This window comes from Bacteroides sp. HF-162, from assembly GCF_015679285.1.
In the GTDB taxonomy this organism is placed as follows: domain Bacteria; phylum Bacteroidota; class Bacteroidia; order Bacteroidales; family Bacteroidaceae; genus Bacteroides; species Bacteroides uniformis.
Window position 1 is genome coordinate 3,214,587 of the sequence record NZ_CP064937.1, and the last position, 14,181, is coordinate 3,228,767.

Below are 14,181 nucleotides of genomic sequence, written 5' to 3' on the forward strand. Positions count from 1 at the left end.
AAAAAAGTGACGGCAAATATACAAAAAGTATGCAATATATAAACCTTATGCCTTCTTCTTTTTGTCGATGAATTCGGTAGTTTTGGCAAAAACGAATAATGCTATTGCTGCAACCAATCCTATAGCAGCGAAATAATACCAGATATAATGTGCATTGACACTGGCTGCTTCCCACGCTTCGCGGGTTTCAAACAAGACTGGATCAGGACAATATTTTGTCAGAAGCACCCCCGCAATACCAAACCCGAAAATAGAAGAGAGGAATGAATGAAGATGACTGAAACCGAGGTACATACCTTCTTCACCTTTGGGGGCCTGCAAAGAAAAGTACTCCAGATAACGCGGTGAGATAAAACATTCTGCCAAAGCTTGCACAACAATACCAAGCACCATCATTAAAGTAATATTGCTCATGCCGGAAATAATATCGTTGCCCAGCAAATTACCGCATGCCATCAGCAATGCCGATACCGGAATAAGAAACATGCCTATATTCATAGAAGTAATAGCTGTGCGCTTTGCCATCCACCGGGTGATAAAACTTACGCAGCAAACCACTACAAACGGGTTTACATTGGCTATCCACCCCGGTTTGGCTGTTTCACCCGCCATACGGATGACATATTTGGGCATAGTTGCATAGAGCTGTTGCTGCACCATCCAAAAGCCGGTTACGATGAGGATAAGAATCAACAAACGCCAATTAGTGATAATACGCAGAAAACCTTGCCCAATTTCACGCATGCTTTTCCCTTCACCTGCTGTATGTGCCGATTTATACAATAAGACGACAGCCAATAATGCAAGCACCGTCATGGCAGCCGAGAAGTAATTAATATAAATATAAGCCTGCTCACCGATAACATTCCGTAGAGGATCGACCACCGTTTTTCCGGTAAAAGCTCCTATATTCACCATCATATAGAAGATGGAATAGCCGCGAGCACGGGTAGCCTCTGTTGTTTCCTTAGCCACCGATCCCGATATGATAGACTTGATGAACGAGCCTCCTACCATGATAACAAACAATACGGGGATAATCATCCAACGGTCATTACTATCCGGCAATCCGGAAAAACGGGTTGTCTCACCATACTCCACCAGACCGGCTGCTTCCAGTAGGGTGGGAAGCAATCCCAAGCCCAAATACCCGATGGAAAGCAGTGAAAAAGCAATAATCATCGACTTTCGGAAACCTATCTTATCGGCATATGCGCCCGTAAAGATGGGCAACAAATAGAGCCCTCCCGAAAACAGACCGGAAATCATGCTTGACTCAAAATCACTGAAACCTAAAATATTGGAAAGATAAATGGTAAGAACTATAAATACAGCATAATATGCCATGCGTTCGAACAGTTCTACTGTACTGCTTACCCAAAAAGCTCTGCTGAAGCCTTTGGAAGCGGGTTGGGGTGATGTCATCATCCTTTTGTACGATTAAAATTTATGTATTAAATGAAAAAATAAGTGCAAAAATACGGAATTAATATCGTGTTTGCAAGATATTAATTTTCTGCAAACACAATATTAATAAGTTGCAGACAAGATATTAACTTCCCATTTATCACTATTTATATTTTCATTTATATAGAATACTCCGTATCTTTGGGCGCTTTTATAAAAACGACCATTCATGAAAGATAAAATCGAATTCATAGCTTTTGATGCTGATGACACACTGTGGGAAAGCGAACTTTATATTCAGGAGTTCGAGCACAAATTCTGTAACCTTTTAAGACAATATCTACCTGCTTCATCCATATCACAAAGGTTTTTTGAAACAGAAATGAAGAATCTCCATATGTATGGCTATGGGCTGAAGAGCATAATGCTCAGTATGACTGAAACCATCTGCAAAGTGACAGACGGAAACGGGAGTATACGTCTTATAGAAGAAGTAATAGGATGGGGACAAGAGCTTCTGCAGAAACCGGTCACACTGCTGGAAGGCGTAAAGGAGACTATATCGTCACTTCATGGGAAATATAAATTGGTGTTGGCCACTAAGGGGGACTTGTTCGACCAGAAAAGAAAAATAGAAGCTTCCGGACTGCGAGAATATTTCCATCATATCGAAATTATGAGTGACAAGAAAATCGATGATTACCAGAGGCTGATTGATACATTGGGCTGTCCGCCTGAAAAACTCCTGATGGTAGGTAATTCTGTAAAATCAGACATACTTCCGGTATTGGAACTTGGGGGATACGCTGCCCATATACCATACCACGTGACTTGGGCATACGAGCAACATGAAGGGGAAATACGACATCCCAATTTTATACGATTGGATAGTATCAAAGGAATATTAGATAAGCTATAAGTTATGGGTGAAACTGCATAACTTATAGCTTACTATTGCTTTTTAGAATTGGAAGAAATTCTTAGCGTTATAATAGCTGATATCTTCAATCATCTGGTTTACGCGTTCCATCTCGGAAATAGGAATTTCACCATTTTCTACATCACGGCCTACAAGATTACACAATGTACGGCGGAAATATTCATGACGCGGATAGGAGAGGAAAGAACGGGAATCGGTCAGCATACCAACAAATCGACTCAATAAGCCCAGTACAGAAAGGGCATTCATCTGTTTTTCCATACCATCCTTCTGGTCAAGGAACCACCAACCGGAACCGAATTGAATCTTACCGGCAACCGTACCATCCTGGAAGTTGCCCAGCATAGTAGCAATGACTTCGTTGGCGCATGGATTCAAATTATAAAGAATAGTCTTGGTCAGCTTACCATTGGAGTTTAAGCGATCGAGAAATTTAGCCATAGCTTTTGCTGTAGTAAATTCGCCAATGGAATCAAAACCGGTATCAGGACCTAACAGTTTGAACATCTTACTATTGTTGTTGCGAATAGCACCATAATGGAACTGTTGTGTCCAACCTTTCTCCCAATCCATTTCGCCAAATATAACCAGCATGGCTGACTTGAACTTCAGGATTTCCTCCTTCGTCAGTTCTGCACCGCCATATACCTTATTAAAGATGGCCTTGATTTCAGCTTCCGTGTAATCCTCGGCATAGAATTCTTCAATTCCGTGGTCAGACAGTTTACATCCTTGTTCCGCGAAAAAATCGTGACGCTTACGCAAGGCAGCAACCATATCGTCAAAGCTGGAAATAGCCACATCGCTCACTTCGGCTAACTTTTCTATATATGCGCGAAAATCGGCAGGAATTTCCACCGCCATTGCCTTATCCGGACGCCAAGTAGGCAACATCTTGATTTCAAAGCCGCTCTCACGTGTCTTGATATGGTATTCCAAGGAATCAATAGGATCATCTGTAGTACAAACCACTTCCACATGATAACGGCGCATCATGCCACGGGCGGAATATCCAGGCTGTTTCAGCTTCTCATTACATTCATCATAAATTTCACGGGCCGTATGAGGATTCAGAATTTTATCGATTCCAAAAGCGGTCTTCAATTCAAGGTGGGTCCAGTGGTACAACGGATTACGGAAAGTATAAGGTACCGTTTCGGCCCACTTCTCAAACTTTTCCCAATCTGTAGTATCCTTACCGGTACAGAAACGTTCGTCCACACCATTGGTACGCATCGCACGCCACTTGTAGTGGTCACCTCCCAACCAAATCTCAGTCAACGACTTAAACTGGTAATCTTCTGCCACCATTTGGGGAATCAGGTGACAGTGATAGTCGATAATCGGCATCTTCGCCGCATGCTCGTGGTACAACCTCTGTGCTGTTTCTGTTTGCAGCAGGAAGTTCCCGTCCATAAAGTTCTTCATCTTCTTGTGTTTTAAGTGTATAAAAATATTACTTTTCGTCTATTATACATATATAGTATTGATTGTAAAGCTAATAGGTGATATATCTATTTTTAGTTTTATTAACCGTTATCGAACACAAAAGTAGAAATTTTACTTGGAGGAACAAAATAATTCGTATCTTTGCGGCGAATATTTATAATATTTAAGCTTCAGATGTCTCACCTTTACCGCCTTAGGCAGCATACCTCAAGATGGAAAACAAGAACTATACCATTAAAGACATCGCACGCATGGCCGGCGTCTCTGCCGGCACTGTAGACCGCGTACTGCACAACCGCGGAGACGTATCCGTTTCCAGTAGAGAAAAAGTCCAGAAAGTACTCGACGAGATAGATTATCATCCCAATATGTTTGCCATCGGGCTGGCGGCTAAAAAGCGCTATCATATTGTCTGCATTATACCTTATTATATAGAACATGATTATTGGCATGCTGTAGCAGCGGGAATTGACCGTGCCGCACAAGAATTACGGCCGTTCAATGTTGGAGTTAGCTATCTCTACTATCGACATGCGGACAAATCCTCCTATAAAGAAGCATGTGCTGTGCTCCGGGAGGAAAATGCCGACGCCGTACTTGTTGCCCCAAATTTCCGAGAGGAGACTATAGAACTCACTACTTATTTGGAGGAAGCGGATATTCCCTATGCATTCATAGACTTCAATATTGAACAGACGCATGCCTTGTGTTATATCGGACAAGATTCCAAAACCAGCGGATACATTGCTGCCAAGATTCTGATGCGTAGCTATGAAAAAGGGCAGGAGCTTGTGTTATTCCTGAACAATCAGAAAAACAATCCGGCAGAAATCCAGATGCAACGCCGCCTCGAGGGGTTCATGCAATACCTTTCCGAGGAACATAAGGATTTGACTATCCATGACATTGTGTTGTGCAAGGAAGATACTGACGGCAACAGACGGATGTTGGATGCTTTTTTTAAAGAACATCCCCAAGCCGTACTGGGAGCTGTTTTTAACTCCCGTATTTATCAGGTGGCAAGTTATCTACACGAAAAGGGGCAGAAGTTGGCAGGACTTGTGGGATATGACCTTTTACACAAAAATACAGAGTTCCTGAAAACCGGTGAAGTAACCTTTCTCATCGGTCAACGCCCAGGCCTGCAAGGCTATTGTGGCGTGAAGACTTTATGCGACCACGTGATATTTAAAAGACCGGTCACTGCAGTGAAATACATGCCCATCGACATATTGATGAAGGAAAACATAGACTTTTACTTTGAGTTTGAATAATCAAAAAATTACATATCAACCATTTAAATCATTTTTTAAATGAAAGCATTAAACAAAGAAACTGCTCCCAAAGCACAACGCCCGGAACGCATTATCCAGTTTGGCGAAGGTAATTTCCTTCGTGCATTTGTGGATTGGATTATTTATAACATGAATCAAAAGACCGATTTCAACAGCAATGTGGTAGTGGTCCAACCCATTGATAAAGGTATGGTTGGCATGCTGAATGCCCAGGATGACCTTTATCATGTAAATCTGCAAGGTCTGGATAAAGGAGAAACCATCAACAGTCTGACTATGATAGATGTAATCAGCCGTGCCTTAAACCCCTATACTCAAAACGACGAGTTCATGAAACTGGCCGAACAACCGGAAATGCGTTTTGTCATTTCCAACACGACGGAAGCTGGTATAGCCTTTGACCCTGCTTGTAAGCTGACAGATGCACCGGCGTCTTCTTATCCGGGCAAACTGACACAGCTGTTGTATCACCGCTTCAAGACATTCAACGGCGACAAGAGCAAAGGACTGATTATCTTCCCCTGCGAACTCATCTTCCTGAATGGCCACAAGTTGAAGGAGACAATCTATCAATACATTGAATTATGGCAATTGGGTGATGAGTTCAGAGCTTGGTTTGAGGAAGCCTGCGGTGTGTATGCAACACTGGTGGACCGTATCGTTCCAGGATTCCCCCGCAAAGACATTGCCGCTATAAAAGAAAAGATACAGTACAATGACAATCTGGTAGTGCAGGCTGAAATTTTCCATTTATGGGTCATCGAGGCTCCGCAAGAAGTCGCCAAAGAATTCCCTGCCGACAAAGCCGGACTGAATGTATTGTTTGTTCCTTCTGAAGAACCTTACCACGAAAGAAAAGTAACTTTGCTGAATGGACCTCATACCGTATTGTCTCCAGTAGCCTATCTGTCGGAGGTAAATATTGTACGCGATGCCTGCCAGCATCCTATAATCGGACAATACATCCATAAAGTGATGTTTGACGAGCTGATGGAAACGTTGAACCAGCCGAAAAACGAATTGAAAAAGTTTGCAGAAGATGTATTGGAGCGCTTCAACAATCCGTTTGTTGACCATGCCGTAACCAGTATTATGCTGAACCCTTTCCCTAAATACCAAACCCGTGACCTTCCTGGCCTAAAAACCTACTTGAAACGTAAAGGAGAACTGCCGAAAGGTCTGGTATTGGGACTGGCTGCCATCATCACGTACTACAAAGGAGGTACCCGCGCAGACGGCACAGAAATCATCCCGAATGATGCTCCCGAAATCATGCAGTTATTGAAAGACCTTTGGGCAACGGGGGATACCCGCAAAGTGTCAGAAGGCGTATTGGCAGCCAAAGACCTTATCTGGGGGGAACACGGAGACTTGAATACCGTTCCAGGATTGACAGACATGATTACCTGCTTCTTAAAATCCATCCAAGAAAAAGGCATGCAGGAAACAGTAAAAGGTATTCTTTAATTCCTATGATTTTAAACAAGCAGACCGTACAAAAGGAGTTTTTATACGGTCTGCTTTATTTATACCACATTTGATGGGAAATAATTAAGCCACAGTTTTCTTTTTTGTCTAAAGGCTTTCCTGCTCTGCTGCCCGCAATATAAAAGTAGTGGCACCAATAGTTACAATGGCTCCATCCTCAATGCGAATACGGTCTTTGTCACCCAAAATTTCATTATTAAGGAAAGTTCCCGTCAGGCTGGGAGCATCGCGTAAGGTATAAATCAACACTCCCTGCTTATTACGCTTTACATTAATGATACAGTGACGCCGGTCCATACTCATATCCGAAGTCTCAATCGGCACATCGATAACATTCCCCACGCAACGCCGGCCTATGATATTGTCACCTTCTTGCAATGGAAGTACCTGCTTAAAACCAAACACGTTCTCAATGACCGTGATGCTGCCAAAAACCTCTTTAAACTCCGCTTCATCCGGACGTTCTTCCTTTTGAGGGGCCTTCATCTTTGATTTACCTAAACGGATACTGAACTGCTTCTTACACTGGTCACATACAAAGACCAGTGATTGGCCTTCGGTATACTTGGTTTCATCGAATGTTAAGTAATTCTCACATTTGGGACAACGGATACGCTTCATGATAGTTAAAAATTAAAGAATTAAAAAATAAAGCAAGGGTAGATTACTTTCTACTTCTTTAATACCCAAGCGTTCTTATACGTTTCATTTTGGCGAACTCTGTTCAATGCCTGATATGCTTCTGTTTCTGTGCCACAAGACTCAATGCTGACACGCATTTTACCATCTCCAACGATTGCTTTTGCATGAGGATAACCTTTTTCAATCAGTTGCTTTGCCATTGCTTCGGCATCCTTCTCAGTACCTACACTGGCAATGATGATGTGGTATTTCTTTGCAGAGACAAGTGACGGAGCAACAGTCCCTGCCGTTGTCTTTTGAACTTCGCTCTTTATTGTTGCAGATGCTGAAGAGGACACTTCTGCCGCCTGCTGCTTAGGCTGAGAAACAACCGGAGCATTCTGCGCGTTAGCTTGGCCCACCTTAACCTCTCTTACGGCAACCGGAACCACCTTTTTCTTTGCCTTCTGCCCCGTGTTTTTTTGAGCCGACGTTTTCAGAGTGTCGGCCTTCCGGCTAACAACAATCGGATTAATGGCAAGGGATTCCTTTTCTATCATCTCAAAAAGTTCATTCGGAAGTAATTGCGCATAATTTCCTTCAACCACTTCCGTATTCTCTATCGGTGTAGACAAAAAGAAAAACAAGGCAACCACTGCAATCATGGCAACCGCATTCGACAAATAGGAACGGTTGAATTTAATCTCAACCCTTCGCTTTTTGTCTTCCGGCACAACTGGAACAGAATAACGGATGGTCTTTTCCATGTACGGTTTCTTCAGTTCCGCCAGTTCCTGCATTTCAAAACTATCCAGCCCATATAAGTAAGGAGTGGTTATCTTGTGGTCATAGGGAGCAAAGTCATAAATACCATGAATGGAGTAACGCAATTCGCCAATGTTGGGCAAATCCACCTTACCGTCTTCATGGAGAGCAGTGAATATATATGCCACTTCTTTTTCTACAATCCGCGTAGCATCAGAAAAATCAGTATCATAGACAGCCATATAAGATTGTACAAGTAAGCCGTCATTCATCTTCAGTTGAGGATTGAAACCGATAATACGAGTAGGGGGCAGAAAAACATTCTCTTCTGCTACTCTCATTGCCGGAGTATAATGGGCTACAAATCCTCCCAAACCGGGAACAATGACACAATCGTTCTCCAATAACAATACTTCTATGTGCTGTGCTAATTCAATCATGCCACAAAAGTAGCGGAAATATCGGATATACGCTAGTTTCAGAGCTTTTTTCTTATCAACAAATTATGAACACTGCACATTGAAAATGCATTAAAAAAGGTTTTTGGGCAAGAGAAAGGATTTTTACCGGAAAATTTTCTACTTTTGTACCGTTTAGCTATGCTTGTCAATAATAGAAGGACAATTGACCTCGCAAGAGTATACAAACCTAAACACTTAACAAAAGACTATTATGCGCATTATCTTCTGTCTGATGGTTTTCTTGTTCATAGGAAAAAACACGATGCTGGCACAACAACTGTCCTCATTCGTAGAATATGGAACAACCCTGCATACCGGTGACAACACCCCTCTTTGGCAGGTCAGCAACCAGCAAGGACTCACTTCGCTTGACAACAATACTTACATACGTGGAGGAATATCCTACAGACACCAACTCGGAAAATGGAAGTTTGAAGAAGTTGTGGATTTGGTTGCAGCAGCCGGATTCAGTACTACCTCTTTCATTGTACAGCAGGCTTACGTAGACATCCGCTACAAGTGGTTCGGATTCTTCGCTGGAAGCCGGGAACAGAATTCTCCATTGCTGAATCAAGAGCTAAGCAGTGGCGGCATGACTTGGTCGGGCAATGCGCGTCCCATCCCACAAGTACAGATAGGCATACCCGAATATGTACAGTTGCTGCCCCGTTTAGGTCTGAAAGGAGAAATCTCGTACGGATGGTTTACAGACAACAAATACCAACGGGAACAAGTCGGAGAAAAATACTGGTATACCAAGAGCATCAAATACCATCATAAAGAAGGGTTTCTGCGTATCGGTATACCCAAAGGAAAATGGCAACTAGAACTCGGGGTGACCCTCGACACCCAATTTGGTGGATATAAAATTGGAGGTTCCGAATCGGGGGACTTGGGAAACGGATGGAAGGATTATATACGCGTATTCTTCCCCGGCCACGGGAGTGAGGACGGACCGGTAGGTGAACATCTGGCTTTCCAAGGCAATTTTCTGGGCAGCGAATATATCAAAATGACTTATCGTCCTAAGGAAGATTTCTCTATCAGCGCCTATCTGGACAATCATTTTGATGACTTCTCCGCCATGGCCAAACTCAACGGTTGGGATGGCTTATGGGGTGTGGAATATAAATCCAACCATAAACAAGCCATCAACGGAATCGTTATCGAATATCTCCAGACTACCAATATGAGCGGTCCTCTGCACGGTTTGCAAAATTCTGTAGTAGGTAAGACCGGAGGAGCCGACAACTACTACAACAACGGTTACTACCCAGGATGGGCACATTGGGGCATGGCGATAGCCAATCCGTTGATAGCATCGCCTATCTATAATAAGGATGGCGATATGAGTTTCAAGTACAATCGTGTTAAGGCCCTGCATCTGGGATGGAGCGGTGACATCAGCAGTGAGTGGAGATATGTAGCAAAATTGTCTCACAACAGAACTTGGGGAACTCCTCATCGTCCAATACCCGATATATTAGAAAATTTTTCTACTTTTGCATCGTTTTACTATACTCCCCGTAAATGGAAGGGCTGGTGCTTCAACGCGTCCCTTGCATTGGATATGGGAGAGATATATGGAGACAATTTTGGAGTCCAACTAAAAGTACATAAAATATTTTAAGAAAATGAACTACATACAAACAGAGATTGACGGCGTATGGCTGATTGAGCCGAAAGTATTCCATGATGCCCGCGGATACTTTATGGAAGCATTTAAGGAAGAAGAGTTCCGTGCACATGTCGGAGACGTTCACTTCATCCAGGACAATGAGTCCAAATCCTCTTTCGGTGTATTACGTGGTCTTCACTACCAGAAGGGCGATTGCAGCCAGGCTAAACTGGTACGTGTCATTAAAGGAAAAGTGCTGGACGTGGCTGTCGACTTAAGAAAATCTTCTCCCACTTTCGGAAAGTATGTCAGTGTGGAGCTAAGCGAGGAGAACAAGAGACAATTCTTCATTCCGCGCGGTTTTGCTCACGGTTTTCTGGTGCTGAGCGATGAAGCTGTCTTTACATACAAGGTAGACAACGCATACGCACCACAGTCCGAGGCATCCATCCGTTTTGACGACGAAACCATCGGTATTGAATGGCCTGTTGCTACGGAACAGCTTCTATTATCAGATAAAGACGGACATGCCGTATCGTTCAAGGATGCGGTCTATTATGAATAAAATATGAAAATAGCCATTGTCGGTACAGGATACGTCGGTTTGGTAACCGGAACCTGCTTTGCGGAAATCGGTGTCAACGTTATTTGCGTAGACACGAACAGTGAAAAGATAGAGTCACTGAAAAAGGGCGTTATTCCTATCTATGAAAACGGACTGGAAGAAATGGTTAGCCGGAATGTGAAAGCAGGACGCCTGCAATTCACCACATCCCTGGAGAGTTGTCTGAATGAGGTGGAAGTGGTATTCAGTGCCGTAGGTACACCACCCGATGAGGATGGAAGTGCCGACTTGAGCTATGTGCTGGAAGTTGCCCGCACCATTGGACGCAATATGCAGAAATACGTGTTGGTGGTAACCAAAAGTACCGTTCCCGTAGGTACTGCCCAAAAAGTGCGGACTGCCATTCAAGAAGAACTTGATAAGAGAGGGGTGAACATTGACTTTGATGTCGCTTCGAATCCCGAGTTTCTGAAAGAAGGTAATGCCATCAACGATTTTATGAGTCCCGACCGTGTAGTGGTGGGAGTAGAGTCCGAACGAGCCAAGAAGATAATGAGCAAGCTCTACAAACCATTCCTGCTGAACAACTTCCGTGTCATCTTTATGGACATCCCTTCTGCAGAAATGACAAAGTATGCGGCTAACTCCATGCTTGCCACCCGCATCAGCTTCATGAACGACATTGCCAATTTATGCGAATTGGTGGGAGCGGATGTAAACATGGTGCGCAGCGGTATCGGTTCGGATACCCGTATCGGACGTAAGTTCCTCTATCCGGGGATAGGCTACGGCGGCTCATGCTTCCCTAAGGATGTAAAGGCACTGATTAAGACAGCTGAACTGAACGGCTACAAGATGCGTGTACTCCATGCAGTAGAGGAGGTGAACGAGAAACAGAAGAGTATCTTATTCGAAAAGTTGCAGAAGCATTTCAATAATGATTTGGAGGGAAAGGTCATCGCCATTTGGGGACTGGCCTTTAAACCCGAAACAGACGACATGCGTGAAGCTCCGGCCCTGATATTGATTGACAAGCTGCTGAAAGCCGGCTGTAAAGTACGTGCCTACGACCCGGCTGCCATGAACGAATGCCGACGCCGCATAGGAGAAAGTATTTATTATGCGACAGATATGTATGATGCCGCACTGGACGCAGATGCACTGATGCTGGTGACCGAATGGAAAGAATTCCGCCTGCCTTCATGGGCAGTCATCAAGAAGACCATGGAGCAGCCGTTGGTATTGGACGGACGTAATATTTACGACAAGAAAGATATGGAAGAACAAGGTTTCACATATCATTGCATCGGAAAATAAAGTCGCAGAAAGAAGAAAAGAAATAAACAGGGACGTTATGACAATAAAAGGAAGTGCGATTCTCATTGTACTTGTTGTCTCATTAGCCTCATGCAGCAACAGACAAACAGGAGAGGTTTCCGTAAAGGAAGATCTCATTGCAAAGCAACTGTTACAAGGCATCTGGGTGAACGATGAAACAGAAATGCCGTTGATGCGCATCGAAGGGGATACGGTATATTATGCCAACCCGCAAAGCGCTCCCGTATCTTTCAAGGTCGTTCACGATACAATCTACATATACAGCAATGAACCGGTGGCCTATAAGATAGACCGTCAAACGGAATACAGCTTCTGGTTCCACTCGCTGGCCGACGAAGTAATTAAACTGCATAAATCAGAGAATGCAGAAGATTCTTTGGTTTTCACCAGCCGGGAAGTAGAAGTCATTTCCACTACTCCAGAAGTGATAAAGAAAGACAGTATCGTAATATACAAGAATACAAGGTATAGGGGATATGTATATATCAACCCCTCAAAGATGAAGGTTTTCAAGACTTCCTATTCTGAAAATGGAATCAGTGTGGACAATGTGTATTATGATAATGTAATCCATATCTGTGTATACGAAGGGAAGAAGATGCTTTACGGCCAGGACATCACCAAAAAGATGTTTGCGGATATATTCCCTGCCGAAATACTGAATCAGGCCATTCTTGCCGATATGAACTTCATGGGTGTGGACAGTAAGGGATACCATTACCAGGCAACCCTTGGCATACCCGAAAGCTCCGTATACAGTCTGGTAAATATGATTATTGGTTTTGACTGTACAATGAGCATAGAAAAAGCGGAATAAATCCGCTTTTTCTATGTCTTTTCTTCACCACACCACAGTGTTTATTTCTTCTCACCGCCATTCTGTGGCCGTTTGGCACTGGGCTTTCCGCCTTTATTGTTGTTACGGCCATTCTTATTTCCTCCTGGCCTACGTCCGTTTCCATGGCCGCCCCGTCTTCCTCCGTCAAATGCTCTCGGCTTGTATTCTGGTGCTTCACCCAGCTCTTCGGGAACCGATATCTTATAGATATCCCTATCTAGGAATTTTTCGATATTCTTAAAGTTACCCTGCTCCTTTTCGGAAACGAAGGTGATGGCTACGCCGTCATTATTAGCACGCGCCGTACGTCCGATGCGGTGCACATAATCTTCACTGTCGTGGGGAACGTCGTAGTTTATCACCAGACGGATGTCATCGATATCAATACCTCTCGCAACGATATCTGTGGCTACCAGGATATTGATACGTCCTGCCTTGAACTCATACATCACTTCTTCGCGCTGTGCCTGCTCCAAGTCGGAATGCATTTCACCGACGTTCAGTTTCATCTGCTTCAAAGCTTTGGTCACTTCCTTCACTTTCAGTTTGGAAGAAGCAAAGATGATAACGCGTTCCGGTGTCTCCTCTGCAAAGAGGCTACGGATGATGCCCAGCTTCTGATTCTCGTAGCAAACGTAGGCTGCCTGCACAATCTTTTCTGCCGGTTTGGAAACAGCCAGCTTCACCTCGGCAGGATTGTTCAGAATGTTACCAGCCAACTGTTGTATCTTAGCAGGCATGGTGGCAGAGAACATGATTGTCTGCCGCTCTTTAGGAAGGAATTTGACAATTTGCATAATATCGTCATAAAATCCCATATCCAGCATCCGGTCTGCTTCATCCAAAATAAAATAAGAGACACGGGAAAGATCTACATAACCAAGGCTAAGATGGGCTATCAAACGCCCCGGGGTAGCAATAACGACATCAGCACCCAGTGTCAACCCTCTTTTCTGCTGCTCGAACAGTATTCCGTCATTACCACCATACACGGCCACGCTGGAAACCGGCATGAAATAAGAGAAACCTTCCATCTGTTGGTCTATCTGTTGCGCCAACTCGCGGGTAGGAGCCATGACAATGCAATTGATGGCATCGGCAGGGTGTCCGCCTTCTGAGAGCTTGTTCAATATAGGCAACAAATATGCGGCAGTTTTTCCCGTTCCGGTTTGTGCCACTGCTATTAAATCTCGACCTTCGAGTATGACGGGAATTGATTTTTCTTGTATGGGGGTGCACTCTTCAAAGCGCATGGCATCCAGTGCCTCCAGCACATTGCCATTTAAATGTAGTTCTGAAAACTTCATGTATCTCTTTTAAATTTGCGTACAAAGATAGGAAAAAGACTTATAAAATAGACTCTTACAGTAAAAAAATAAGCCCTTGGGACAATAAT

Annotated in this window: 12 protein-coding genes; 7 read left to right on the plus strand and 5 right to left on the minus strand. The window is 43.7% G+C overall.

Translation table 11 applies throughout. The features are described 5' to 3' along the window. Nucleotides 1-45 precede the first annotated feature (45 nt). A complete protein-coding gene (locus ITJ87_RS13435) occupies nucleotides 46-1,428 on the minus strand; it encodes an MFS transporter (protein ID WP_117964595.1) in 1,383 nt (460 codons plus the stop codon). Nucleotides 1,429-1,636: 208 nt separating this feature from the next. Between ITJ87_RS13435 and ITJ87_RS13440 the strand changes: the two genes are divergently transcribed. After that, entirely contained in the window at nucleotides 1,637-2,326 is a 690-nt protein-coding gene (locus tag ITJ87_RS13440; protein ID WP_117599641.1) for an HAD family hydrolase, read from the plus strand. 42 nt (nucleotides 2,327-2,368) lie between these two features. Here the strand turns inward: ITJ87_RS13440 and uxaC are convergent, their stop codons facing one another. Next, nucleotides 2,369-3,775 (minus strand): glucuronate isomerase, encoded by a 1,407-nt coding sequence (uxaC, locus tag ITJ87_RS13445; protein ID WP_117599642.1) that lies wholly within the window; start codon nucleotides 3,773-3,775, stop codon nucleotides 2,369-2,371. Between the two features lie 233 nt (nucleotides 3,776-4,008). On the opposite strand from uxaC, the gene ITJ87_RS13450 reads away from it, so the two are divergent. Together ITJ87_RS13450 and ITJ87_RS13455 are read left to right on the plus strand one after the other, a co-directional pair. Beyond that, nucleotides 4,009-5,070: a substrate-binding domain-containing protein gene (locus ITJ87_RS13450; protein ID WP_117964594.1), complete on the plus strand. Its 1,062-nt coding sequence runs from the start codon at nucleotides 4,009-4,011 to the stop codon at nucleotides 5,068-5,070. A 39-nt stretch (nucleotides 5,071-5,109) separates the two neighbouring features. After that, nucleotides 5,110-6,558: a tagaturonate reductase gene (locus ITJ87_RS13455; protein ID WP_117964593.1), complete on the plus strand. Its 1,449-nt coding sequence runs from the start codon at nucleotides 5,110-5,112 to the stop codon at nucleotides 6,556-6,558. 108 nt (nucleotides 6,559-6,666) lie between these two features. Here ITJ87_RS13455 and ITJ87_RS13460 read toward each other — a convergent pair whose 3' ends face one another. Together ITJ87_RS13460 and ITJ87_RS13465 are read right to left on the minus strand one after the other, a co-directional pair. Continuing rightward, on the minus strand, nucleotides 6,667-7,200 hold the full coding sequence (locus ITJ87_RS13460) for an FHA domain-containing protein (protein WP_117964592.1): 534 nt from the start codon (nucleotides 7,198-7,200) through the stop codon (nucleotides 6,667-6,669). A 50-nt stretch (nucleotides 7,201-7,250) separates the two neighbouring features. Continuing rightward, nucleotides 7,251-8,405: an SPOR domain-containing protein gene (locus ITJ87_RS13465; RefSeq protein WP_117964591.1), complete on the minus strand. Its 1,155-nt coding sequence runs from the start codon at nucleotides 8,403-8,405 to the stop codon at nucleotides 7,251-7,253. Between the two features lie 232 nt (nucleotides 8,406-8,637). On the opposite strand from ITJ87_RS13465, the gene ITJ87_RS13470 reads away from it, so the two are divergent. Genes ITJ87_RS13470 through ITJ87_RS13485 form a run of 4 tightly spaced genes read left to right on the plus strand, consistent with a single transcriptional unit; the run spans nucleotide 8,638 to nucleotide 12,764 of the window. Beyond that, nucleotides 8,638-10,056 carry a capsule assembly Wzi family protein gene (locus tag ITJ87_RS13470; protein WP_117964590.1) on the plus strand — a complete coding sequence of 473 codons (1,419 nt, stop codon included), beginning with the start codon at nucleotides 8,638-8,640 and terminating at the stop codon, nucleotides 10,054-10,056. Between the two features lie 4 nt (nucleotides 10,057-10,060). After that, complete coding sequence (gene rfbC / locus ITJ87_RS13475; RefSeq protein ID WP_117964589.1) at nucleotides 10,061-10,609, plus strand: dTDP-4-dehydrorhamnose 3,5-epimerase; 549 nt, start codon at nucleotides 10,061-10,063, stop codon at nucleotides 10,607-10,609. Between the two features lie 3 nt (nucleotides 10,610-10,612). After that, complete coding sequence (locus ITJ87_RS13480; protein ID WP_117964588.1) at nucleotides 10,613-11,926, plus strand: UDP-glucose/GDP-mannose dehydrogenase family protein; 1,314 nt, start codon at nucleotides 10,613-10,615, stop codon at nucleotides 11,924-11,926. Between the two features lie 37 nt (nucleotides 11,927-11,963). Then, nucleotides 11,964-12,764, plus strand: coding sequence for a DUF4738 domain-containing protein (locus tag ITJ87_RS13485; RefSeq protein ID WP_117964587.1), 801 nt, complete (start codon nucleotides 11,964-11,966; stop codon nucleotides 12,762-12,764). A 41-nt stretch (nucleotides 12,765-12,805) separates the two neighbouring features. Here ITJ87_RS13485 and ITJ87_RS13490 read toward each other — a convergent pair whose 3' ends face one another. Beyond that, on the minus strand, nucleotides 12,806-14,092 hold the full coding sequence (locus tag ITJ87_RS13490) for a DEAD/DEAH box helicase (protein ID WP_117964586.1): 1,287 nt from the start codon (nucleotides 14,090-14,092) through the stop codon (nucleotides 12,806-12,808). Nucleotides 14,093-14,181 lie beyond the last annotated feature (89 nt).